The 24,353-nt window shown below is 68.4% G+C and carries 22 protein-coding genes; 11 read left to right on the forward strand and 11 right to left on the reverse strand.

The features are described 5' to 3' along the window. Positions 1–92: 92 nt before the first annotated feature. The 7 genes from ASF26_RS08755 to ASF26_RS08785 form a co-directional block, all read right to left on the reverse strand. On the reverse strand, positions 93–395 hold the full coding sequence (locus ASF26_RS08755; protein WP_056252324.1) for a hypothetical protein: 303 nt from the start codon (positions 393–395) through the stop codon (positions 93–95). 338 nt (positions 396–733) lie between these two features. Then, positions 734–928: a hypothetical protein gene (locus ASF26_RS22640; protein WP_156462924.1), complete on the reverse strand. Its 195-nt coding sequence runs from the start codon at positions 926–928 to the stop codon at positions 734–736. An 89-nt stretch (positions 929–1,017) separates the two neighbouring features. Further along, a complete protein-coding gene (locus ASF26_RS08765) occupies positions 1,018–1,215 on the reverse strand; it encodes a hypothetical protein (protein WP_018042694.1) in 198 nt (65 codons plus the stop codon). Positions 1,216–1,336: 121 nt separating this feature from the next. Then, a complete protein-coding gene (locus tag ASF26_RS08770; protein WP_056252331.1) occupies positions 1,337–2,233 on the reverse strand; it encodes a polysaccharide deacetylase family protein in 897 nt (298 codons plus the stop codon). Between the two features lie 39 nt (positions 2,234–2,272). After that, positions 2,273–4,738, reverse strand: a complete 2,466-nt coding sequence (locus ASF26_RS08775) for a branched-chain amino acid ABC transporter ATP-binding protein/permease (RefSeq protein WP_056252333.1) — start codon at positions 4,736–4,738, stop codon at positions 2,273–2,275. Positions 4,739–4,742: 4 nt separating this feature from the next. Then, a complete protein-coding gene (locus ASF26_RS08780) occupies positions 4,743–5,612 on the reverse strand; it encodes a branched-chain amino acid ABC transporter permease (RefSeq protein ID WP_056252337.1) in 870 nt (289 codons plus the stop codon). 34 nt (positions 5,613–5,646) lie between these two features. After that, positions 5,647–6,834, reverse strand: a complete 1,188-nt coding sequence (locus tag ASF26_RS08785) for an ABC transporter substrate-binding protein (protein WP_056252340.1) — start codon at positions 6,832–6,834, stop codon at positions 5,647–5,649. Between the two features lie 189 nt (positions 6,835–7,023). Here ASF26_RS08785 and ASF26_RS08790 point away from each other — a divergent pair, with 189 nt between their 5' ends. Beyond that, entirely contained in the window at positions 7,024–7,437 is a 414-nt protein-coding gene (locus tag ASF26_RS08790) for a nuclear transport factor 2 family protein (RefSeq protein WP_056253267.1), read from the forward strand. Positions 7,438–7,448: 11 nt separating this feature from the next. On the opposite strand, the gene ASF26_RS08795 is transcribed toward ASF26_RS08790, so the two are convergent. The 3 genes from ASF26_RS08795 to ASF26_RS08805 form a co-directional block, all read right to left on the reverse strand. Continuing rightward, positions 7,449–9,080: a DEAD/DEAH box helicase gene (locus ASF26_RS08795; protein ID WP_056252345.1), complete on the reverse strand. Its 1,632-nt coding sequence runs from the start codon at positions 9,078–9,080 to the stop codon at positions 7,449–7,451. Between the two features lie 69 nt (positions 9,081–9,149). Beyond that, positions 9,150–9,374, reverse strand: a complete 225-nt coding sequence (locus ASF26_RS08800) for a hypothetical protein (protein WP_027174279.1) — start codon at positions 9,372–9,374, stop codon at positions 9,150–9,152. Between the two features lie 126 nt (positions 9,375–9,500). Then, complete coding sequence (locus ASF26_RS08805) at positions 9,501–10,229, reverse strand: GntR family transcriptional regulator (protein ID WP_056252350.1); 729 nt, start codon at positions 10,227–10,229, stop codon at positions 9,501–9,503. Positions 10,230–10,537: 308 nt separating this feature from the next. On the opposite strand from ASF26_RS08805, the gene ASF26_RS08810 reads away from it, so the two are divergent. The 3 genes from ASF26_RS08810 (at position 10,538) to ASF26_RS08820 (ending at position 16,302) form a co-directional block, all read left to right on the forward strand. Then, a complete protein-coding gene (locus tag ASF26_RS08810; protein ID WP_056252353.1) occupies positions 10,538–11,776 on the forward strand; it encodes an amidase in 1,239 nt (412 codons plus the stop codon). A 175-nt stretch (positions 11,777–11,951) separates the two neighbouring features. Continuing rightward, positions 11,952–13,145 carry an efflux RND transporter periplasmic adaptor subunit gene (locus ASF26_RS08815; protein WP_056252358.1) on the forward strand — a complete coding sequence of 398 codons (1,194 nt, stop codon included), beginning with the start codon at positions 11,952–11,954 and terminating at the stop codon, positions 13,143–13,145. 19 nt (positions 13,146–13,164) lie between these two features. Next, positions 13,165–16,302, forward strand: coding sequence for an efflux RND transporter permease subunit (locus ASF26_RS08820; protein WP_056252360.1), 3,138 nt, complete (start codon positions 13,165–13,167; stop codon positions 16,300–16,302). Between the two features lie 10 nt (positions 16,303–16,312). Here the strand turns inward: ASF26_RS08820 and ASF26_RS08825 are convergent, their stop codons facing one another. Beyond that, positions 16,313–17,647, reverse strand: coding sequence for a hypothetical protein (locus tag ASF26_RS08825; RefSeq protein WP_056252362.1), 1,335 nt, complete (start codon positions 17,645–17,647; stop codon positions 16,313–16,315). 230 nt (positions 17,648–17,877) lie between these two features. Here ASF26_RS08825 and flgB point away from each other — a divergent pair, with 230 nt between their 5' ends. The 7 genes from flgB to ASF26_RS08860 all read left to right on the forward strand — a co-directional run bounded on the left by flgB (position 17,878) and on the right by ASF26_RS08860 (position 24,248). Beyond that, positions 17,878–18,303 (forward strand): flagellar basal body rod protein FlgB, encoded by a 426-nt coding sequence (gene flgB / locus ASF26_RS08830; RefSeq protein WP_027174273.1) that lies wholly within the window; start codon positions 17,878–17,880, stop codon positions 18,301–18,303. Between the two features lie 35 nt (positions 18,304–18,338). Then, positions 18,339–18,749 carry a flagellar basal body rod protein FlgC gene (gene flgC / locus ASF26_RS08835; RefSeq protein ID WP_056252364.1) on the forward strand — a complete coding sequence of 137 codons (411 nt, stop codon included), beginning with the start codon at positions 18,339–18,341 and terminating at the stop codon, positions 18,747–18,749. A 29-nt stretch (positions 18,750–18,778) separates the two neighbouring features. Then, positions 18,779–19,096 carry a flagellar hook-basal body complex protein FliE gene (fliE, locus tag ASF26_RS08840; protein ID WP_056252368.1) on the forward strand — a complete coding sequence of 106 codons (318 nt, stop codon included), beginning with the start codon at positions 18,779–18,781 and terminating at the stop codon, positions 19,094–19,096. Between the two features lie 181 nt (positions 19,097–19,277). Beyond that, positions 19,278–19,544 (forward strand): flagellar biosynthesis protein FliQ, encoded by a 267-nt coding sequence (gene fliQ / locus ASF26_RS08845; RefSeq protein ID WP_018042712.1) that lies wholly within the window; start codon positions 19,278–19,280, stop codon positions 19,542–19,544. Positions 19,545–19,575: 31 nt separating this feature from the next. Beyond that, positions 19,576–20,340 (forward strand): flagellar biosynthetic protein FliR, encoded by a 765-nt coding sequence (gene fliR, locus ASF26_RS08850; protein ID WP_018042713.1) that lies wholly within the window; start codon positions 19,576–19,578, stop codon positions 20,338–20,340. Positions 20,341–20,390: 50 nt separating this feature from the next. Next, entirely contained in the window at positions 20,391–21,458 is a 1,068-nt protein-coding gene (gene flhB, locus ASF26_RS08855) for a flagellar biosynthesis protein FlhB (protein WP_056252370.1), read from the forward strand. 120 nt (positions 21,459–21,578) lie between these two features. After that, positions 21,579–24,248: a response regulator gene (locus tag ASF26_RS08860; RefSeq protein ID WP_056144356.1), complete on the forward strand. Its 2,670-nt coding sequence runs from the start codon at positions 21,579–21,581 to the stop codon at positions 24,246–24,248. Positions 24,249–24,353 lie beyond the last annotated feature (105 nt).

A 24,353-nucleotide genomic window follows, 5' to 3' on the forward strand; every position in this document is an offset into this window, starting at 1 on the left:
ATCGCGCGTTCAGGCCAGGAATGCGCGGTACATCGACCGGCCCGCGATTGTGCCCCCCTCACGCGGGCCGGTCGGTCGTTCATCGCCTCCGTCTATCGGCCGCCGCCACCGCCGGTGTTGGGGATCGCGACTTCCGGCTTGTTGGCGTTGCCCGCGGCCCCCGAATTGTTCGAGCGGCTCTCCGCGCCGGTAGCCCCATAGGCTTCGGTCCCGATGGAGCCCGGACCGCTGTTATCGATGCCGCCCGGCTTGACCACCGGCACATCCGACGTGCCCGGCGAGGTCATGCGCGCCGGACCCGGCTGTTTGATTTCGGCAGGACCCGTCGACTGCGCGAAGGCAGGCACCGAGGCAGTCAACAACACACTGGCGAGTAACGCGGCGCTCTTCGTCATCGAATGTCCCGAAGTTCACGATTGGATCTCTGGGACGTCAACCAACGCAGCCGACGAGAGGTTTCAAGCTTCGCAGCGGGATCGTCTTAAACGGGCCTGCGCCTCTCGATTTTCACCGGGATTGAATTCGACGCTCAACGCAGGCGCACGGGTTCGTTACCCTCCGCCGGGTCGGCGGATGAACGACCGGCTTGCGGCAGGCTCGGCGCGGGCTCGTTCGACGGATGTTGATCTTCGAAATCCGGATCGATGTCGCCGGGCTTGTCCGGGAGTTGGGGCCAAATCGGACGATCGGGTTGTATCGGCTTCGCCATGAAACAGCCTCCCAGCAATCGATCTCAGGAATGCACCACTGGGATATAATATGCCAGAAAAATTGCAAAGCAGCCTGCCGCTTCATCCTGCCGGTGTTTCACCGGCATCGATGTCCCGGCAGAACCTGCGATATCCAGGCTGACGAAACGGACCGACCGTTCGCGGACGAACGTACTACGTTGGAAACGAAAGAAGCCCACGCCGGGCATTCCCGACATGGGCTTCTTCGAAGCGCGCGCATTCCACGGCATTGCCGCGTTGATGTATCAGCCGCCGCTCATGCAACCCTGATCGAAGGACGACGAACTTACCGCTCGCCGAAGCCGGAAAGAAGCTTCTCGATCTGGGCGAGTCCGTTCTCGCGGGCCTTGGCCTCGCTGGTCAGGCTGCGATCCGAGCGCTGGACGAGCTTGCCGCCTTTGCGAATGGCCCACTGATAGGTCGCGCCCTCGGTGCGGGGGCTGAGGATTTCCAGGGTGTAGGGGTATGTCGATGTTTCGGTCATGTCCCCTATATGGCGCAAGGTTCCGGCGCCTTCCACCCTTTTATACCGCATCTCTGACCGGCGAATGACGGACGGTGTGGCCGGTCTCGCCGTCCCAGGCGATTGCCCCGTGGCGTCCGCCCTATCGCGGATCGGGTACCGCGCTCGCCATCACGCGGTCCGCGATCCCTCCGGCTGTGGCGAGCCAGATCTCGTCGCGATGGGAGGCGATATGGGCGAGCGCCTCCCGCAGCGGCCGCAGCCGGTGCGGCTGGCCGACGATGTAGGGGTGCAGAGCGATCCCCATGACGAGGGGGGCCTCCCGCGACTGCACCAGCATCTCGTCGAACGCGTCGACGATCATGGCGGCGAAGTCCCGCGCGGAGTCCTTCCTGGCGACGATGGCGGGGATGTCGTTGAGTTCCTGTGGATACGGCACGGAGAGGATGCGACCGCCATCGCGGGTTGAGAACCAGACCGGCTGGTCGTCATGCGCCCAGTCGAGGAGATAACGGTAGCCCGCCTCCGCCAGGAGATCGGGGGTGACGCGGGATTGTGAAATCCAGGGGCCGAGCCATCCGGCGGGGGGCTTGCCTTCCTCCCGCGTCAGGGTGGCGGTGGCCTCGGCAATGAGTGCCCGCTCGCCATCCTCGTCGAGACCGCCCTGGCGCTCGGCATTGGTCCGGCCATGCCCGACGATCTCGTCGCCCCGCGCCCGGAAGGCCTCGATCAGACCGGGACAATCCTCGTAGAGCCGGCTGTTGACCAGCACGCTGGCGGGAAGGCGAAGCTCATCGAAGAGGGCCTTCATCCGAAAGGCGCCGACTCGATTGCCCCAATCGCGCCAGGCATAGTTCAGAACGTCGGGCTGAGGGCCGCCGGGCGCCAGCTCGGCGCCGAGGCCCGAGCCGAAGTCGAAGGTCTCGAGATTGAGCGCCACGTAGACGGCGAGGCGCTTGCCCCCCGGCCAATCGTAGACCGGGCGGTCCGGCAGGGCGCTGTAGGCATAGCGGCCATGGTACTTCGCTGCGTCCGTCAAAGCGTCGCGCTCCCTTGAGGATCTTGTAGGCTCAGGCTGTCACGCAGCACCGAGATAGGCGGCGGCGAGAGCTTCATCGGCGGAGAGTTCCGCCGCCGATCCGGTAGCGACGATGCGGCCCTGCTCCAGGACGTAGCCGCGATCCGCCACGGTCAAGGCCAGTGCGGCCATCTGATCGACGATGAGGATGGTGACGCCCTGGTCGCGCAGCTCCGCCACCACGGCGTAGAGGGCGTTGATCATGGAGGGCGCGAGCCCGAGGGAGGGTTCGTCGAGAAGGAGAATACGCGGATGCGCCATCATCCCGCGCGCGATGGCGAGCATCTGCTGCTCTCCGCCGGACAGCAGGCCGGCGCGGCTCGTCGCCCGGTCACGCAGGCGGGGGAACCGATCGAGCAGTGCCTCCACCTCGCTCGGATCGATGGCGGTCCCCCGTCCATGCGCGCCGAGGCGCAGGTTCTCCACCACCGACAGCTCAGGAAAGACCTGCCGGCCCTCGGGCACGAGAGCGAGGCCGAGGCGGGCGATGGCATGGGCCGGCAGGCCGGCAATGGAGCGGTCCTCGAGGATGACGGATCCTTCCACGGGACGCAGCAGGCCGCTGAGCGCGCGCATGGCGGTGGATTTGCCGGCCCCGTTTGCCCCGAGGAGCGCCACCGTCTCACCGGGTCGGACATCGAGGGAGAGGCGTTCGAGGACCGGAGCGGCACCGTAGCCTGCCGTCAGGTCGAGGGCCGAGAGGACCGCGTCGGCTGGCCCCGCCCACGGGGACGGACGCGGCCGGGCAGGGGTGTCAGCGCCTCCGAGATAGGCCCGCAGAACGGCGGGGTCCGCCCGCACCATGGCGGAGTCTCCCAGCGCGATCGGCCGTCCGGCATCCATGACGAGGACATGGTCCGAGATGCCCATGACGAGCGGCATGTCGTGCTCCACGAGGACGACAACGATTCCACACTCCGCGATCCGGCGCAGAAGGCTGCCCAGGCGGTCGGTATCGGCGCGGGTGAGGCCCGCCGCCGGCTCGTCGAGGAGGAGGACGCGCGGCCGGCCCGCCAGAGCGCGTGCGATCTCCACGAGGCGGCGGTCCACATGGGGCAGCTCGGCGGCGGGCCGGTGGAGGGCTCCGGTATAGCCGACGAAGGCGAGAAGGGCGGTGGAGGCATCGACGTCGCTTCCTGCGCCTGCCCTGAACAGGCGTCCGGGGGCGATGGCGAGGGCCACGTTGTCGATGACCGAAAGGGAGCCGAACAGACGCGTGGTCTGGTAGGTCCGCGCGATGCCGGCGCGGGCGATGCGGTGGGCGGGCAATCCGGCGAGATCCCGGCCGGCCAAGCGGATCGCCCCGGCACCGGGCTGGTAGAAACCGGAGACCATGTTGAGCACGGTGGTCTTGCCGGCCCCGTTCGGGCCGATGATGCTGGTGACGGCTCCGGGGGCGGCCGTCACCGAGACGTCCTGCGCCGCCTTGATGCCGCCGAAGCTGATGCCGATCCCCTCCACCGCGAGCGCATCGGGCTGCGGCTGGGCCAGATAGGACGCGACGTCGCCGCCGGTTCCGGACGCGGCCCCGGTGAGGCGACGCGGCAGCAGCCGGGCGAGGCTGCCGACGATGCCCGCCGGCACCAGCCACAACACGACGAGCGTAGCGAGGCCGAAGAACAGCAGGCGGTATTCGGCGAGGCCCGACAGGGTCTCCGGCAGGAGCACGGTGACGAGGGCACCGAAGAGCGGCCCCAGCACCGTGCCGGCACCGCCCACCACCACCGAGAGCACGAACAGGATCGACTGGGTGAACGGGAACGAACTCGGCGCGATGAACAGCATCAAGGGCGGCAGCACCGCCCCGGCGAGGCCGGTCAGCGCCGCCGAGATCACGAAGGCCAGGGTCTTCACCCGCACCGGATCGAAGCCGACGGAAGCGGCGGCGACATCCGCGTCCCGCACCGCCCGCATGGCGAGACCGAGGCGGCTGCGCGCGAGGCGGTGGAAGCCATAGAGGGCGAGGCCGGCACCGAGAACCGACAGAATCGCGAGTTCGCGCTCCAGAAACGGGTATCCGAACAGGGTCGGGCCGGTGGCGATGACGAGGCCGTTCTGGCCTCCCGTGAGCGCGCCGCCCTCGATCAGGCCATGCTCGACGATGAAGCCGAAGGCGATCGTCACCATGGCGAGATAGGGACCCTTCACCCGCATGGCGGGGATGGCGAGCACGCCGCCGAGAACCCCGGACAGCAGGCCGGCGGCGGGGAGCGCCAGCCAGAAGCTGAGTCCGGAGAGGGTGAGGATGGCGCTCGCATAGGCGCCGATCGCGTAGAAGCCGGCATGGCCGAAGGAAATCAGGCCGGTGAGGCCGAGGAGGACGTTCAGCCCGGTTCCGGCCAGCGTCGTCAGCGCCACGAGGGCGATGATGAAATGGCTGTAGCCGTCGGTGGCGGCCACGAGGCCGATCCCCGCGACGGTGAGGGCAAGAATGACGAGAGGTAGTGCGGGGCTTCCGGCGCGCATCGGCTCAGACCTTGTTCACGGCGGCCCGGCCGAGAAGGCCGTCGGGACGCAGCGCCAGCGCGAGGATGATCACCGAGAACACGACGATCTGGGTGTAACCGGAGCCGAGATATCCGGTGACCAGGGCCTCCACGACGCCGTAGAGCAGACCGGCCAGGACCACGCCGGTGGCGGAGCCGATCCCACCGAGAATGGCGACGGCGAAGGCCTTGATGCCGAACAGGGTGCCCATCTCGGCCGAGACCGAGAACAGCGGGGCGATGAGGAGGCCCGCCGCGCCCGCGAGCAGGGCGGAGAGCGCGAAGGCGCAGGCCACCGTGCGTCGCACGTCGATGCCCATCAGCCGCGCGGCGTCGGCATTCTGCGCCACGGCCAGGAGAACGCGGCCGAGATCGGTTCGGCGGAACACCGTGCGGATGGCGACGGCGACGGCGAGACCGACCACCGGGATCACGATCTGCAGCGGGTATACCCCGGTACCGAACAGGTCGATCGGATCACGCGCCAGGGGCGAGGGCAGGCTGCGCGGCTCCTTGCCGAAGGTGAACAGGATGACGTTGTCGAGCACCACGCCGCCCGCCACCGTGGCCAGCAGCCAGGCATCCGAGTTCCGCTCGACGAAGGGACGCACCAGGATGCGTTCGACCACGATGCCGAGGAGCGCGCAGCCGGCGAGCGCCGCCGCCACCGCCAGGGGCATCGGCCAACCGAGCGTGACGCCGAGCATGTAGCCGAGCACCGCCCCGAGGGTGACGGCGCTCCCTTGCGCGAAGTTCACGGTGCCGGAGACGGCATAGGTCACATGGAAGCCGAGGGCGATGAGCCCGTACATACTCCCGAGACCGAGGCCGCTCACGAGGGAGCCGGTCAGCATGGAATTGTCCCTCTCACCGTGTCATGCCGACCGTTCAGTTCGACACGGCGACGATCTCGCCGTCCTTGAACCGCGTGAACACGTAGTCCTGCGGTCCGAGCGCGTCGTGGCGGTCCGGGGCGAAGGGCTTGTCGTAGGTCTTGATCAGACCGGGATAGGTGGCGATCTTGTAGAAGCCGTCGCGCACGTCCGGCCCCTTGGTGGATTTCGCCTCGCCGATCGCGAGGGCCAGGAGATGCGTCGCGTCGTAGGCGTTGGCGATGCCCACCGCCGGGGTCACGTCGGCCATGGACTTGATCGCCGGATACTTCGCCTTCAGGGCATCGAGCACGGAGACCGCCTTGGGCGAGGCGTTGCCCGCGAAAGTGAAGGTCTGGATGAAATGCACCTTGGCCGCGCTCGGGCCGGCGAGTTCGTCGAACCGCCCCCCGGCCGGTCCCCAATGCGACACGACGGGGACGGTCCAGCCCATCCGGTCGAGGGATTTGACCACCTGGGCCGAGGGACCGACATTGCCCACCATGAACAGGGTATCGGCGCCGGCCTCCTTCAGCCGGGTCAGCTGTGGCACCATGTCGACATCGGACGCCTCGAATTTCTCGATGCCGGCGGCAGGCAGGCCCGCGGCCTTCAGGGCGGCCGTGAGACCCTGCTGGTTCGACTCGCCCCAGGCGTTGTTGACGAGGATCATGCCGGGCTTCTTGGCCTGATAGGTCTTGACGGCGTAGGCGACGAGGGCCTCGTCGACCAGGGCGTCCACCGCCGAGACCCGGAACGCGTAATTGTCGGCCGCACCGTTGCGGGTGATGCCGGTGCCCGCCGCCCAGGGGCCGAGGAAGGGAACCTTCATCTGGTTGGCGATGGGGACGATCGCCATGGATACCGGGGTATCGAGACCGCCGACCAAGGCCACGACACCGACGCGCTGAATCAGTTCGCGGGCGGCCAGCACGCCCTTCGACGGGTTGGCCTCGTCGTCGCGGGCCACGAGTTCCAGGGGCCGTCCGAGGACGCCGCCGGCCGCGTTGATCTCGTCGATGGCGAGCCCGATGCCGCGCGAGATCGCTTCGCCCGATTTCGCCGATTGACCGGACAGGGCGGTGACGAGGCCGATCTTGATCGACTCGGCCGCCTCGACCGGAGCGATCAGCGAGAGCCCGATCAGGGCGGTCGCCCCGAGGGCGAGGCGGCGGGTCATCTGCAATGGGCTGTGCTTGCGCATGGATCGGAGCTCCGGAAGAATTGCATCCGTCGCCGCAACCGCCGTGCCATTTGCCAGGAGATTGAAATACCTCAACAATTTAGTCGCACAGGAATCCCGCTGCCTGCTTTCACGCCAAACTGCATACACTTATTGCATGCACTTTTGCCGAGCTTCGGGCAGGTTCGGGATCGCATGGAGAGCGAAAGCATGAGTGATACATCGAAAACCGATACCGGCACCGACGCGGCCATCGTCACCGCCTATCTCGAAGCCTCCATGGTGCCGGATCCGGAGAGGGCGGCGGGTTACATGGCGCCGGGGATCGAGATCGTCTTCACCGGTGCCCGCGTCTTCCGGCATCCGCGCGAGGTGACGGCGTTCAACGCGGGCCGCTATGCCTGGGTGAAGAAGCGCATGGAGCGTCTGGACGTGGTGCCAGGGGAGGGGGTCACCACGGTCTACAGCCTCGGCACCCTCTACGGCGAATGGCCGGACGGAACCCCGTTCGAGGGCAATCGCTACGTCGACCGCTTCACCGTCCGCGACGGGTTGATCGTGACGATGGAGGTCTGGAACGACAGCGCCGAACGTTTGCTCACGAAGCACGGCGTCACAGCATAGGCGAGCGCGGCTCAGGCGTCGGCTCCGGCGAGCCGCCGCGTATCGACGAAGGTGCGACCGTCCGCGAAACGATAGCTGACGCTCTCCGAGAATCGGCCGTTGGCGCGGACCAGGATGGCGGCGGGGCGGGTGAGTTCCTCGGTCCGCGCCAGAGCCTCGGCGACGGTCATCGGCACGTCGCGCCCCCCGCCGAGCTGCCGCCACCATTGCACCGCCTTCTCGCGACCATAGCCGGCCTGTTCCAGGGCGATCCGCACCCGGTAGCTCGATCCGTCCTCGGTCTGGAACTCGACGTCGAGGCTGCCGGACGCCGCATGGCGACCGAGCCGCCATCGGGAGATACCCTGCCAGACCGGAACCGCGCGGGACAGGATCGGATGCTCGTCGTCGGCCGCCGCCTCGTGGCCCGGCCCATCCTCCTCGGTCTCGTCCGGCTCGATCCAACATCCCTCACAGGTGCTGGCATTGAGGGCGATGAGCGCGCCGCAGCCGGGGCAGGGCTTTGCCCGCACCTCGCCCTCACGGCCCTTGATCGCGGCGGCACTGCGCGCGGTGACGATGTCCACCGGCCCGTGCATCCGCACCAGCCCGGCATAGTCGAGGATCAGCGCATCGGACTTTCCCGGCGCGGTGCGCAAGGCACGGCCCACCTGCTGGACGTAGAGCCCCGTACTCTGCGTCGGCCGCAACAGGGCGATGAGGTCCACCCGCGGCACGTTGAAGCCGGTGGAGAGGACGCCCACCGAGGTGAGGCAGCGCAGGCGCCCGGCGGTGAAGTCGCGCACGATCCGGTCACGCTGGCGCTTGCCGGTCTCGCCCGTCACCATCTCGCAGCTGAAGCCCTCCGCCCGCACCGCATCACGCACCGCCTCCGCATGGGCGACGCCCGCGCAGAAGGCGAGCCAGGCCCGGCGGTCGCGGCCGAAACCGGCCATTTCCTCCACCGCCGCGCGGGTGATCCAGTCCTGGTTCACCGCCGCTTCGAGGGCGCTGGGGATGTAGTCGCCGCCGCGCTTGGCGACACCCGAGACGTCGAGCGCCGTGGCGGTGGCCTTGCAGATCAGGGGGGCGAGGTAGCCCTGGTGGATCAGGTCGCCGACATTGGCCTCGTAGACGATCCGCTCGAACAGCCGGCCCTCGCCCTCGTCGAGGCGGCCGCTATCGAGCCGGTACGGGGTCGCGGTGAGGCCGACGACGCGCAGGTGCGGCCGAGCGGCGCGCAGGCCCGAGAGGAACCGGCCGTAGCGTGTCTCGGCATCGCGCGGGATCAGATGGGCCTCGTCCACCACCACGACGTCGAAGGCGCCGATGGCGTCGAGGCGGTTCCAGACCGACTGGATGCCGCAAAACAGGATCTGTGTCGCGGTGTCGCGCCGGTTGAGCCCGGCCGAGTAGATGCCGGCCGGCGCATCCGGCCAGTAGGTCATGAGCTCACGATGATTCTGGGCGATGAGCTCGCGAGTATGGGTGACGATGGCGATCCGCGCCTCGGGACGCTCGGCGATCACCTCTCGCACCAGGGCCGCGATGACGAAGGCCTTGCCCGCCCCCGTGGGCAGGACGATCAGCCCGTCGCCGGTCTCGTCGCGCCACGAGGCGTAGAGGGCATCGAGGCTGGCACGCTGGTAGGGTCTGAGGTCCATCGCCGGCTCTGTAGGACCGTTCGCGCCGAACCGGAACACCGCCCGGCGGGATACGGCCTCGCCGGACGGTCAAGCCTCTTCGCCGACCACCTCGTCGCGCATCACCCGCGCGATGCGCTCCACCATGCCCTGCGACAGCCGGACGAACTGTCCGGTGCCATGCCCACGCCCATCGAGCAACTCCGCGAAGACGGGTTTGGCGGGCTCGCAGACCAGGGCCGCCACCGGCCTCGTATTGCGCCGCTTGGCCCGCAGCCGCTCGGCCAGCGCATCGGGAACGAACGGTTCGCGCAAGGCGGGCTTCTCCTGTCAGGGCCGATAATCCGAGGAGAGGGGCCTAGGCTTTCAGGGTTGCCGAGAGATTAAGGCCGGCGGATTGGCCAGATGCCGCAAGCCGGCATGGACCACCCGTGGGCCGGCTCACCCGGCCCGGCGCCGCAGAGCGCTCTTCTCGGTAACGTAGGGCGCCAGGACCCGGCTGAGGTCTCGTTCGCGCGGCGGCTCGGCGACGATGTGCGCGCGCACCGCCACGGCATCGAGGTGGTGATCCATCAGGTGGGTCGCCCGGTCGACATCGCCGGCCATCAGGGCGGCCACGATCTCGCGATGCTCGTTGACCGCGCAATCCGAGGAATGCGGCCGGCTGTAGAGCGAGAGGGTCAGCGCGCAGCGATAGCCGAGCTCGGCCACGTAGCGGACGAGGACGGGGCTGCCGGTCATCCGCGCCAGAAGCAGGTGGAACTCGGTGGCGAGGCGGATCGACGGGGCTTCGGGTCCGCCGCGAACCGCGTCCTCCTGGTCGATATGGGCCAGCAGGATCGCTTCCTGCTCGGCGGTGAGGCGACCGGCCAGGCGCTGGACCACGAGGCGCTCGAGGGAAATGCGGACCTCGAACGTGTCGCGCGCCTCTTCCCAGCTCGGCGTCGCCACGATGGCGATCCGGTTGCGGCGGAGTTCCACCAGTCCCTCACCGGCGAGTTGCCCCAGAGCCTGCCGCGCGATGGTGCGGCTCACGCCGAAGCGCTCGCCCAGGGCATCCTCCGGCAGGCGGTCACCGGGCGCCAACGCACGCTCGACGATGGCGCGGCGCAGGGACTGGCACATCATGCCCACGCGATCCTTGGCCGCCTGCGTCTCGACTCCCGCCATCGTCTCCCAAATCCCTACTCTCGAAGCGCTCCGGCCTGGCGCGTGTCTCGGGCACGCTTTCCATCGTCGCTCTCCCTCGGCCGACGCGCCATGCATGAGAGAGACCAAAGCTGAGCGGCAATGGAAGACTCGTCCAGTAGTTGCAAGGCCGAAACAAAGGCGAAACGGAGCTACTCTGGACGTCCCTTGGCGTACCTGCCATCACCGCCACGCTCCGAACAAGCGGCCGGAGACGCACTAAAACGGCCGTGCCACGATCGAGCAGCCCGCGTCCCTTCAACCGTGCCCCTGCGAGTCACCCGATGCCGATGCTCTCGCTCCTGTCGCTGCGTGCCCGTATCGAGGCGGGGTCGCTCACCCCCGCGCAGGCGGTGGCGCTGACACGCGAGGCGATGGCCGAGCACGAACCATCGATCCGCGCCTTCGTGGCGACCGATTCGGATCCGCACGTTCCCGATGCGGGACCGCTCGCCGGAATCGCGGTGGGCATCAAGGACATCATCGATACCGCCCACCTGCCGACGCAGATGGGGTCGTCGATCTATGATGGCTGGCAGCCGCGCGCCGATGCCCCCATCGTGGCACGGCTGAAGCGCCTCGGCGCTGTACCCATGGCCAAGACCACCACCACCGCCTTCGCCTTCATCGACCCCACCGACACCCGCAATCCGCGGGCGCCGGGCCGGACGCCGGGCGGGTCGTCCGCCGGTTCGGCGGCGGCCGTGGCCGCGGGCATGCTGCCGCTGGCGCTGGGAACTCAGACCGGCGGCTCGGTGATCCGGCCAGCGGCCTATTGCGGCGTGGTCGGCGTGAAACCGTCGTTCCGACTGCTGCCGACGGTGGGGGTGAAATGCTTCTCCTGGACCCTCGACACGCTCGGCCTGTTCGCGGCGAGCGCGGCCGATGCCGCCCATGCCCTCGCCCTCATCGCCGGCCGGCCGGAGATCGACCAGCCGGCCACAGTGCCGCGGATCGGGCTGCTCGTCCCGGATTATTGTGAGTCTGGCGAGCCGGAGGCGCTGGAGGCCCTCGACCGGGCGCGGGCGATGGCGGAAGCGGCGGGCGCCGACATCCGCGCCTTCACCCTGCCCGACGAGTTCCGCCATGCCTTCGACGAGCACGCGACGATCCAGGATTTCGAATCCGCGCAGGCCCTCGCCTGGGAATACGAAACCCACCGCGATTCGCTGCCGCCGCTCCTGCGCGCCCATCTCGACAAATCTCGGACCATCGAGGCCGCGGCCTACGACGCGGCCCGGCGCGTGGCGCATCACGCTAGGCGCAGCCTGAAGGACATCTTGCGCAAGTCCGACGTCGACGTCCTGCTGACGGTCTCGGCCCCGGGCCGGGCGCCGGAGGGTTACGCCTCCACCGGCGATTCCCGCTTCAACCGGCTCTGGACGATGATGGGCGTGCCTTGCGTCACCGTCCCGGTGCCGGGGGAGGGCCCTCCGCTCGGGGTGCAGGTCATCGCCCGCTTCGGAGACGATGCGCGAGCGCTCGCGGCGGCGAAATTCCTGGAGAAGGCTTTCACCGAGAGGCCATGAGGTCATCCCGAATGTCCGGGCGCCGGCGAGTTGCAGCGGCGAAGGTTAAAGCCGTGCGACATGCAATGCGTCGAGCGTCACGAAAACGCCGGTGTCACGATGCAGGAGCGTATTAAGCGGCTCCGCGCCGACGATGTCTTCCAGATCGATCCGCCGAACGGTGAGCCACCTCTTCATGCGCCTGCTTCGGCTCTTCGCGATCCTGCCACTCCTCGTGTCGTCGTCGATGATTCACGCGGCGGAAGTCCCGCCCGCGAGCGGTTCCACCGCGCCCGCGCCGGCGGTGACCATCGTAGCCGCCGCCGAACGCGAAATCGTCGAGCAGGCGGTGGTCACCGGCACCCTGGTCCCGCGCGACGAGATCCTGGTGGCGCCCGAGATCGAGGGCTACCGCATCACCGAATTGCTGGTGGAGGAAGGCGCCGAAGTCGAGAAGGGGCAGGTTCTGGCTCGGCTCTCCCTGGAGATGATCGCCACGCAGGAGGCAGCCAACGTCGCCGCCATCGCCAAGGCGCAGGCGGCGATCGTCCAGGCCCGTAGCCAGATCGTCCAGTCCGAAGCGGCGCAGATCGAGGCCAACCTCTCGCTGGAGCGCGCCCGCTCCCTCATCAAGACCGGGAACGCCACGGCGGCGGTGCTGGAGCAGCGGGTCTCGGCCGCTCAAGGCGGCGAAGGCAGGCTCGCTGCCGCGAAGGGCGGCCTGCAACTTGCCGAAGCGGATCTCGCGGCGGCGCGGGCGCAGAGCAACGAGATCGCCCTCAGGCGCGCGCGCACCGACATCAAGGCACCCGACGGAGGCATCGTCAGCCGCCGCACCGCCCGGATCGGCGCGGCGGCGACCTCCACGGGCGAACCGTTGTTCCGGCTCATCGCGCGCGGCGAGATCGAACTCGAAGGCGAGGTGCCGGAAACCTGGATGCCCCGGATCGAGCGCGGCAACATCGTGCGTCTCGAAGCGGACCAGGGGAGGATCGTGACGGGCAAGGTCCGCCGGATCGACCCCGAGATCGACCGGCTGACGCGCCTCGGCAAGATCCGTATCAGCCTCGACCGCGACCCGTCCCTGCGCATCGGCGCCTTCGCCCGCGGCAAGGTCGAGGTGGCGCGGCGCAACTCCGTGGCCGTTCCCCTCTCCGCCGTACTCTACGGGATCGACGGCTCGGCCCTCGTCTACGTGGTGGAGGACGGCAAGGTGGAGTCCCGCAAGATCACCGCCGGCCTCGCCGCGGACGGGTTCATGGAAATCCGCGAGGGGTTGAGATCCGGCGAGGCCGTCGTCGCGCGGGCCAGCAGCTTCCTGCGCCATGGCGACCGGGTCAGACCGGTGCAGCCGAAGGCCGAAGCCGCCGCCTCCGTGACGTCGCGCTGAGAATCGGACCCGTCAGCCCATGCGCCTCAACATCTCCGCCTGGGCGATCCGCAAGCCGATCACCTCGATCGTGCTGTTCCTCGTCCTGATGATCCTCGGGCTCGTCAGCTTCCGCTCGCTGCCGATCACGCAGTTCCCGAACATCGACATTCCGATCGTGGCGATCCAGGTCACCCAGGCCGGCGCGGCTCCCTCCGAGCTGCAGACCCAGGTGACGAAGGTGGTGGAGGATGCCGTCGCCGGGGTGAAGGGCGTCAAGCACATCATCTCGACGATCTCGGAGGGCGTCTCGGCCACCACCATCGAGTTCAGGCTCGAAGTGAACGTGGACCGCGCCGTCAACGACGTGAAGGACGCCATCGCCAAGGTGCGGGTGACGCTTCCGCGCACCATCGACGAGCCGATCATCAGCCGCGTCGAGATCGCCGGGCTGCCGATCATGGTCTACGGCGCCTCGGCGCCGGCCATGACTCCAGAAGACCTGTCCTGGCTCATCGACGACGTGATCGCCCGGCAGGTCCAGGGCGTGAAGGGCGTCGGCGGCGTCGAACGGCTGGGCGGTGTCGCCCGCGAGATCCGCGTGACGCTCAAGCCCGACCGCCTTTTGGCACTCGGCATCACCGCGGCCGACGTGAACCGCCAACTCCGCCTCACCTCGGCCGATATGGCGGGCGGGCGCGGCGAACTCGGCGGCCAGGAACAGTCGATCCGGACGCTGGCCGGTGCCGCCAGCCTCGACACCCTGGCTCAGACCTCGATCGTCGTCCCCGGCAACCGCAAGGTCCGCCTGGACGAGTTGGCGACGCTGGTGGACGGCTCGGAAGAGCCGCGCACCTTCGCGCGCTTCAACGGCGAGCCGGTGGTGGCCTTCGCGATCTCGCGCGCGACGGGCGCCAGCGATGCCGAGGTCGCCAGCGCGGTGGCGCGCAAGATCGCCGATCTCGCGGCCAAGCATCCCGTTGTTCGGTTCGACCTGATCGACACCTCCGTCATCAACACGGTGGGCAACTACCATTCAGCGATGCTGAGCCTCATCGAGGGCGCGGCGTTGGCCGTCATCGTCGTGTTCCTGTTCCTGCGCGATTGGCGGGCGACGCTCATCGCCTCCATCGCGCTGCCCCTCTCGGTGCTCCCGACCTTCTGGGTGATGAGCACCCTCGGCTTCTCGCTCAATGCCGTCAGCCTGCTGGCCATCACCCTTGTGACCGGCATCCTCGTGGACGATGCCATCGTGGAGATCGAGAACATCGTCCGGCACATGCGGATGGGGAAATCCGCCTACCGGGCTGCTCTCGAGGCCGCCGACGAGATCGGCCTCGCGGTCATCGCGATCACGGCGACGATCATCGCGATCTTCGCGCCGGTCTCCTTCATGAGCGGTATCGCCGGCCAGTATTTCAAGCAGTTCGGCCTCACCATCGCGGCGGCCGTGTTCATGTCCCTGCTGGTGGCGCGCCTCATCACGCCGCTGCTGGCCGCCTATTTCCTGCGCGATCACGGGCCCGACCACGAGCGCGAGGGGCCGGTGATGCGGGCCTATACCCGCGTGGTCGCGTGGTCGGTACGGCACAAGTTCATCACCCTGGTGGTGGGGCTCGCCTGCTTTGCCGGGTCGATCATGTCCACCGGGCTGCTGCCCGCCGGCTTCCTTCCCGCGGAGGATGCGGCACGGACGATCTTCGTGGTCGAATTGCCGCCTGGTGCCCGCCTCGCCGACACCACCCGCGTCACGGACGGCATCGTCGACAGGATCAAGGCGCTGCCCGAAGTGCGCAGCGTGTTCGTGGATGGCGGCCGCCAGCTGCCCGCCAAGAAGGAGGTGCGGCTCGCGAGCTTCACCATCAACCTGACGCCGAAGAACGCCCGTCACCGCACACAGAAGCAGCTCGACAGGGTCATCGGCGCGATCCTGCGGGAGGAGCCGGACATCCGGTTCTGGTCCCTGCGCGACAGCGGCCAGCGCGATCTCGCCCTCATCGTCTCGGGGCCGGACCTGCGCCTGGTCTCGGAGACGGCGGCGCGGCTGCAGCGCGAGGCGGCCACCGTGCCCCACCTCGTCAACGTGCTCTCCACCGCCCCCCTCGACCGCACCGAGATCCGCATCCGCCCGAAGGCCGGCGTCGCCGCCGATCTCGGTGTCTCCACAGACCTCATCGCCGAGACCGTGCGGGTGGGGACCATCGGCGACATCGGCGCCAACCTCGCCAAGTTCAACGCCGTCGACCGGCAGGTGCCGATCCGTGTGCAGCTGCCCCTCGCCCTGCGCGGAGACCTGTCGCAGCTGGAGAGCCTGAAAGTCCCGGTGAAGGGGGGCGCCTCCGTTCCGCTCTCCACGGTGGCGGATCTCAGCCTAGGGCGCGGTCCCACGGCGATCGACCGCTACGACCGCTCGATCCGCGTGGCCCTGGAGGCCGACATGGAGGGCTCGGACGCGCTGGGGACCCTGATCGAATCCGTGATGGCGCTGCCAACCGCGAAGAACCTGCCGCCGGGCGTGAGCATCAGTCAGACCGGCGACGCGGAAATCATGGGTGAGGTGTTCGAAGGGTTCGCGCTCGCCATGGGTGTGGGCCTGATGATGGTGTTCGGCGTCCTGGTGCTGCTGTTCGGCAACTTCCTTCAGCCGCTCACCATCCTGTTCTCGCTGCCCCTCTCCATCGGAGGTGCGATCCTCGGGCTGCTGATCTTCCACATGCCGATCTCGATGCCGGTGGTGATCGGCATCCTGATGCTCATGGGCGTGGTGACCAAGAACGCGATCATGCTGGTGGATTTCGCCATCGAGGAGATGGTGCGGGGCGTGGACCGGGCCACCGCCATCATCGACGCCGGACGAAAACGCGCCCGGCCCATCGTCATGACCACCATCGCCATGGCGGCGGGCATGGTGCCGTCGGCCATGGCGCTCGGCATCGGCGGCGAATTCCGCGCGCCGATGGCCGTCGCGGTCATCGGCGGCCTCATCGTCTCGACTGGCCTGTCGCTGATCTTCGTGCCGGCGATCTTCGTCCTGGTGGACGACCTGTCGCGCCTCTTCGTCCGGCTCTTCGGTCGCTTCATCGGGTGCAAGGACGAGCCCACCGAGGGGGCATTCGCCCTACCGACGACGCTCGCCAATGACGGAACGGGTTTTCCGTCACGCTCGGCCGCGGAGTAGCCGGAACGGGTCAGCCCTTCTTGTCGAGGGGGCGTCCCAGCAACCGCGCGAATTCAGCCTCGATCTCCTCCACGGAGAAGGGATTCTGGCTCGCGGCCGACACCTTCTTGGGAGCGGGCGGAGGCGGCGGGGCCGGAAGGAACACCTCCGGTTCGGTCGTCGCCGGTTCGCTCCGCGCGGGCTCGCTCGATGCGGCATCGGCGAAGACCGGTTCGGTCGGAGCCGGCCCAGCACTCACCGGCTTGTCCTTCGCCGGAACCACGGGCAGCCCGTCCGGGGCGATGTCCACGGGCGTGGCCATGGCGGCCGCCATTGGGTCGATCGGCTGGTCCGCCTTCACCTTCTCCGGGGCAACGGGTTCGGGACGCGGCTCTGCGGGGGGCAAGGGGGGCGCCTTTGGCGGTGTCGACGGGACGGCTTGCGTGGACGGGGAGATCGCGGCCGATGGCCGGCGCAGGGCCTCCTCGAGCTGCCGTGCCATGTCGGACAGAATGGCCGCGTCCACGGGGCGGGAACTCGTCGGACGGGCCAGGGGCGGCGGAACGGCGGGGGCCGGCTCCACGACGGGCACGGGTTTCACCGGAGGTTGTGGCCGCGCCGCCTTCTCCGGGCTCGGCGCCTCGATCACGGCGGACGCGACCGGCGTGGGTGGGGCTTCCGGCGCCTTGGCTGGCTTCGGTGCTTCGACGGCAGGGACGATCGGTTCGGCGACCATCTCCGGCGGGGTGTCCGCCGGACGTGGCAGGTCCGGAGCTTCGGGCTTCAGGTTGGCCAGGGGGGGCGGGTTCCGCCGCGCTGCCTTCGCCGCAATCAGATCCGCCTTTGTGAACCGGGAAGCCGGCTTCGGCTCGGCGGGGACATCGCCACGAGGCTCGGCGGGCGCGTCGACGATCGCGGCCGGTTCCGGAATCGGCGCCCTGGGCTCGTGGAAGACGGGAGGCTGCATGACCGGCGGCGCGGGCGGATCCGCGGGCCGCGCGGGCTCGAAGACCGGCTCTTCGGAGAGCGGCTCCGCCCGGGCCGACTCGTCGAGCGGAAGGCGGGCTCCCGCGCCCCGGTGGATGTTACGCTCCACGATGACGTCGTTGGGACCGCCGACGAGGAGCAGATGCTCGACATTGTCCCGGCGCAGCAGGATCAGCTGCCGCTGCCGGTCGAGTTCGTAGATGTCGACGATGCCGAGACGGGGCTGACGGCCGCGCGGACCGGATTTCGACAGGGCCATGCCCCTGCCGGAGAACCGCCGGAAGATCAGAACGATGGCGGCCAGAACGGCGAAAATGACGGCGAATATGATCAGGAACTGGAGCGGGAAGGAGCCGTCCGAATTAAAGAACGCTGACAAGATCGGGCTCTTTCGGGTTTCGGGCCGGAGGCCCTACGCAGCACAGGTTGTTCTGATATCACGGTCGGAGCGGCGGAAGGCAATAACGTTAAGAGTTCGTTAACAGGCAACTTCCGCGCCGAGCATCCGCTGCTGACAGACAGGCTCTTAACCGGACGTTAACCATGGAGGCGGCAGATTTTGCCCATCGCTCCGGGGTCGTCCGGCGGCGCCGAGGGGCTCCGAGCACCGTGTCCGTCACCGATCTCCCCATCCTCTCCATGCTTCGCACCCGGATGCAGTGGCATCAGACGCGCCAGAAGCTGCTCGCCGAGAACGTCGCCAACGCCGATCTGCCGGGTTTCAAGCCGCGCGATCTCGCGAGCCCCAGCTTCGGCGGCGGGACCGGCGATCTCGCCCAGCCCTCCGGATCCACGGGTGGCAATTCGGGCCTCGCCGTCACCAGCCCGGCTCACATCGCCCTCAACGGCGGCCCCGAAGGCCCGGGCGCGGAGCCGCGCCGGTTCAACGGGTTCGAGATCAGGCCGAGCGGGAACGGGGTCAATCTCGAGGAGGAGATGATGAAGGCCGGCGACAACCAGGCCGATTATCAGCTCGCCGCGACGATGTACCAGAAGAGCCTCGACAAGCTGAAGATCGCCATCGGCAAGCGCTGATCGTACCGCCCCCCTGAGCTTGCGGAGTACGCGCCGTGGAATTCCTGAAATCCCTGACCATCGCGGCATCCGGCCTCAAGGCCCAGTCGGGCCGGATGCGGATCATCGCCGAGAACATCGCCAATGCGGATTCGGCCCCGAGCGGGGTCGGCGCGGAACCCTACCGGCGCAAGATCCCCACCTTCACCCAGCACATCGACCGCGAGACCGGCGCGTCGATGGTCGAGGCCGGGCGGGTGAGGCGAGATCCCTCGCCGTTCCGCACGAAGTACGATCCGGGAAATCCCAGCGCCGATGCGCGCGGCGAGGTGCGGATGCCCAACGTCAACGGGCTGATCGAGAACATGGACATGCGCGAGGCCCAGCGCTCCTACGAGGCCAACCTGAACATGGTCACCGCGACCCGCAAGATGATCAACGCCACCCTCGCCATCCTCAAGGCCTGACGCTCTTCCTCTCCCGAAAGTCCGCCGCCATGCCGACCAACGCCTTCGCCGCAGGAGCCTACGCCGCCGTCCAGAACATCGGCGGCATGAAGGGCGGCACGCCCAGGATCGCCCCGACCTCGGGGGCGGATAACGGCTTCACCTCGCTCCTCACCTCGGCCATAGACAAGATCGGCGAGAGTGGCGCGAAGGCCGATGCCCAGGCCCTGTCGGTGGCGGGCGGCAAGGCCAACGTCGTCGACGTGGTGACCGCCGTCGCCGAGAGCGAGACGGCGCTGCAGACCCTGGTCGCCGTCCGCGACCGCGTGATCTCCGCCTATGAGGAAATCATGCGGATGCAGATCTAGCGCTTTATGAACCCTCCCCCCTCTGCGGGGGAGGGTGGTCGCACAGCGACCGGGAGAGGGGCGACCTCTCCGGATACGGCGCTCCCCTCTCCCGACCCGCTGCGCGGGCCACCCTCTCCCGCAGAGGGGAGAGGGGAGGCTCCAAGCCTTGATGCCCCACCCGAAGCGAGCAACTCACAGCATGACCGGCCTTGCCATCCTCGACGTCTCCCGAGACGGGATCTTCGTCTTTCTCAAGGTCGCGGGGCCGCTGATGATCGTCGCCCTCGTGGTCGGCCTCATCGTGTCGCTGCTCCAGGCACTGACGCAGATCCAGGAGCAGACGCTGATCTACGTGCCCAAGATCGTCGCCGTCTTCGCGGCGCTTCTGTTCATGCTGCCCTTCATGGGCGACGCGCTCGCCGGCTACATGACCCGCATCGCCGCCCGCATCGTATCCGGCGGATGACGCGCCGGGCCGGGCGCTGCTATGCAGGATCATGAACCTGCTCCTGCCCGGCATCGCGGCGGCCTACCTGCTCACCTTCGCGCGCATCGGCACGCTGATGATGCTGCTGCCGGGGCTCGGCGAGCAATCCGTCTCCCCGCGCATCCGTCTCGCCTTCGCGCTCCTCGTCTCGCTGATCCTGTTCCCGATGGTGCGCCCGCTGCTTCCGATGCAGGGCGCGGCACTTGCGGCCCCCGGATTGATCTCGCTCCTCATCGGCGAATTGCTGATCGGCCTCGTCCTCGGCCTCACCGTGCGCATGGTGCTGGCCGCCTTGCAGACCACCGGCGTCATCGTCTCGCAGCAGCTCGGCCTGTCCTACGCGATGACCGTGGACCCGACCCAGGGCGGCCAGCAGGCGGCGCTCGGCAACTTCCTGATGATGCTGGGCATCACCCTCATCCTCGCCACCGACCTGCATCATGTGGCGCTCGATGCCATCGGCCGGAGCTACGTGATGCTGCCGCCCGACGGCGTCCTGGCCATGGGCGAGGCGGCCCAGCTCGCACTTCGGGCCATGGCGCGCGGCTTCCTCCTGGCGGTCCAGATCTCGGCGCCGTTCATCGCCTTCGGTATCCTCTTCAACGTCGGCCTCGGCGTGCTCTCGCGCCTGATGCCGCAGATGCAGGTGTTCTTCATCGCGGTGCCCGCCTCCGTGCTCATCGGCATGCTGATCCTGTTCGGCAGCCTCGGCATCATGATGAGCGTCTTCCTCGACGATATCGGCCGCTATCTCGGCGAGTTGACCGGGCGATGAAGGCGGTGTCGAACGGTCCGACGATGCGCCGGACAGGGGAGCGCTGAGCCGTGTCCGACGACAGCGATCAGGAAGACAAGACAGAAGAGCCGACTCAACGGCGCATCGAAAAGGCGATCGAGCAGGGCAACGTCGCCAACAGCATTGAGGTCAACACCTTCTTCATCCTGTCGGCCTTCACGATGGCGCTGCTGCTGGCATCGGGAACGATTGCCAAGGATCTCGTCGTCAGCCTGCGCGCCTTCCTTATGAACGCGCATCAGGTCCCCTCCGACCCCACCGCCTATACCGAGATGGGGATGCGGATGCTGCTCATCTGCGCCCAGGCGCTCGTGATTCCGGTCAGCCTCGTGGTCATCGCGGGCCTCGCTGGCGGGCTCGTCCAGCACCCGCTGGTGTTCTCCACCGATGCCCTGATGCCGAAGTTCGATCGCATCTCGCCGATGGCGGGCATCAAGCGCATCTTCGGCGTCGAGGCCCTGGTCCAATTCCTGAAGGGGCTCGCCAAGCTGATGCTGGTGGGGGTCGTCGCGAGCACCATCCTGTGGAACGAGCGCGACCGCCTCGAAGTCTTCGCCCGGCTCGATCCGGCGGCGATGCTGCCCGCGATCCTCGGCATCGCCCTCAAGCTTCTCGGCGGCATGCTCGCCATCTTCGTGGTCATCGCCATGGGCGACGCCCTGTACCAGCGCTTCCGCTGGCGCTCGAAGCTGCGCATGACCAAGGAAGAGATGAAGCAGGAGCACAAGGAAAGCGAGGGCAATCCCGAGGTGAAGGGCCGGATGAGGCAGATCCGCGCCTCGCGGGGCAACAAGCGCATGATGGCTGACGTGCCCACCGCCACGGTCATCGTCACCAACCCCACCCACTACGCCGTCGCCCTGCGCTACGAGGCGGGCATGGCGGCGCCGATCTGCGTCGCCAAGGGCGTCGATTCCCTGGCATTGCGCATCCGCGCCGTCGCCAAGGAGCACGATGTGCCGATCATGGAGAACCCGCCGCTAGCGCGGGCGCTCCATGCCACGGTGGAGATCGATTCCGAGATTCCCGCCGAGCATTATCGCGCCGTGGCCGAGGTGATCGGCTTCGTCATGCGGCTGAAGCGCAGGGCGGCGTGAAAGCGCCACGCTTTATGCACCTTTTTTGACGAGACTTGTCCCTAACGTCCGGCGGACACCCTTGCTGCCGACGCGGCCTGGGCGCTAACCGGGATCGCTCGAGGGTGGAATGGCGCCGAGATGGCTGAGGTGAGCGGACCAACGAAACCGGTGTCGAGCGCCATAGACCGGTCGGAAAGGCCTGGGCGGGTCGGGCTGCTCCTCGTCCTGGCCGGACTTCTCGTCGGCGCGGCAGTGGGCCTGTCCTTCGTCGCCAACGAGCAGGCGCAGCCGCTCATCCTCGGGCTTCTCGCCCTGCTCGCCATGGCCGGCGTGTTCTGCCTGTTCGCCCTGGCGATCGGTGCGCTCCAGCTGGCGGGCCAGACCGGCCGCGACGACATCACCAAGGCCATCGTCGATGCCTCGCCCGAAGGCGCCATCGTCGTCGAGGACGGCGGCCGCCTGATCTACGCCAACGAGGCCTACCTGCGGATCTCCGGCGGGGAGACCTTCTCCAACCTCAGGCCGGTGGAGCGCGTCTTCGTCGGCTCGCCCGATGTGTCTGAGGCGGTCTACCGCCTCGCCCAGGCGGCCCATGACGGGCGCGGCCATGTGGAGGAGATCCGCATGGCGCCCCCGCCCCAAGGAGAGACCGAGCGCGCTTTCGCCTGGTTCCGCATCGCTGTGCGGGCGGTGGAGCGGCCGAGGCTCCCGGCGACCCTGTGGACGGTCACCGACATCACCCACGAGCGCGAGCGCCAGGAGAACGTCTTCCAGGAGCTTCAGCACGCGATCGATTACCTCGATCATGCGCCCGCCGGCTTCCTCTCCATCGATCCGTCGGGCTCCATCGTCTACATGAACGCGACGCTGGCCTTCTGGCTCGGCTACGACCTCGCCACGGTCGGTTCGGGCGGCCTGCGTCTGCCCGATATTGCGCCGAGCGCCGATGTGCTCACCGCCACCGAGGGCCTGCCCGGCGAGGTCCGCACGGACCGTTTCGACCTCGACCTGCGGCGCCGCAACGGCCAACCCCTGCCGACCCGGCTCTATCACCGCGTGGCCTTCGGCCAGGACGGCAAGCCCGGGCCGTCGCGCACCTTCGTGCTCAACCGCTCGGCCGGGGCCGAGAGCGACGAGCCGCAACGCGCCGCCGAGGTGCGCCTCGCCCGCTTCCTCAACAACAGCCCCATCGCCATCGCGACCCTCGACCCCACCGGGCGCATCGCCCGCGCCAACGCGTCCTTCGCCAGGCTCTTCGGCGGGACGCCGCGCCAGGCCGTGCCGGACGGGCGCGGCGAACTCGGCACCGAGCCGACCATGTGGGAGGCCCTGGTCGACCGCGACCGGGCCGCCCTCGAGAGCGCCCTGGTGAAGGCCGCCGACGGAACCATCGAGGTGCAACCCATCGAGGTCGCACTGGCGGGGCCGGGGAACCGCTCGGCGCGGGTCTGGCTCAGCCCGGCCGGCGGCGACACCGCGGCTGCGGAGGACGGGTCCTCCCAGCCCGACCGCGAGCGCGTGATCCTCTACGCCCTCGACACCACGGCACAGCGCCAGCTCGAACAGCAGATCGCCCAGACCCAGAAGATGGACACGGTGGGCCAGCTCGCCGGCGGCATCGCACACGACTTCAACAACGTCCTCCAGGCCATCATCGGCTATTCCGACCTGCTCCTGGCGAGCCACAGGCCCACCGATCCGGCCTTCCAGGACATCATGCAGATCAAGCAGAACGCCAACCGGGCAGCCAGCCTGGTGCGGCAACTGCTGGCCTTCTCGCGGCGTCAGACCCTGCGCCCGGAAGTGATGAATGTCGGCGAGGCGCTGTCCGACCTGACGCTGCTGCTGAAGCGCCTGCTCGGCGAACGGGTCGACCTCGACCTCAAGCACGGGCGCGACATCTGGCCGATCAAGGCCGACGTGAACCAGTTCGAGCAGGTCATCGTCAATCTCGCGGTCAATGCCCGCGATGCGATGCCCAATGGCGGCCGCCTGCTCATCCGCACCGCCAACATCCTCGAAGGACTCGAGAACACCGAGCGCCGGCCCGGCGCACCGGCGGGCGACCACGTCCTGATCGAGGTGCTGGATACCGGCGAGGGCATCCCGCCCGACGTGATGGAGAAGATCTTCGAGCCGTTCTTCACCACGAAGGACATCGGCAAGGGGACGGGCCTCGGCCTCTCCACCGTGTTCGGCATCGTCAAGCAGAGCGGCGGCACCATCGACGTGCAATCGACCGTGGGCAGCGGCACGGCCTTCCGAATCTACCTGCCGCGTCACGAACCGGCCGCCGAGCCCGCCCCCGAGCCCGCCCTCGCATCCGCCGCCCCGCAGAGCAACGCGGAGATCGCCGCCAGCCGGCTCCGGGGAGCACGCGACGTCGAAAAGCCCGGTAGCGGGCAATCCGCCCCGCGCAAACCCTCGCCCGATCATACGGGGCAGGGCGTGATCCTGCTGGTCGAGGACGAGGATCCGGTGCGCGCGGTCAACAGCCGAGCCCTGTCGGCACGGGGCTACACGGTTCTGGAAGCCGCCTCTGGCCTCGACGCCCTGGCCCTCATCAGCGATGTCGACCAGACCATCGACCTCGTCGTCTCCGACGTGGTGATGCCGGAGATGGACGGTCCGACTCTGTTGCGCGAATTGCGCAAGCACCGCCCGGACCTGAAGGTGATCTTCGTCTCCGGCTATGCCGAGGACGCGTTCCGCAAGAACCTCCCCGAGGGCGAGGATTTCAACTTCCTGCCGAAGCCCTTCAGCCTCAAGCAGCTCGTGGAAACGGTGAAGGAGACGATCGCCCGTTAGGGCGACGTTCTCCCGCCAAATGATGCGAAATCGGCACCCGGCACCTTGCGAAAAGAGAACAAAACAAGTACATCATTCGCATCCGAGGCACATTGAGCCTTGAGC

The organism is Methylobacterium sp. Leaf93 (genome assembly GCF_001422345.1).
Taxonomy (GTDB): domain Bacteria; phylum Pseudomonadota; class Alphaproteobacteria; order Rhizobiales; family Beijerinckiaceae; genus Methylobacterium; species Methylobacterium bullatum.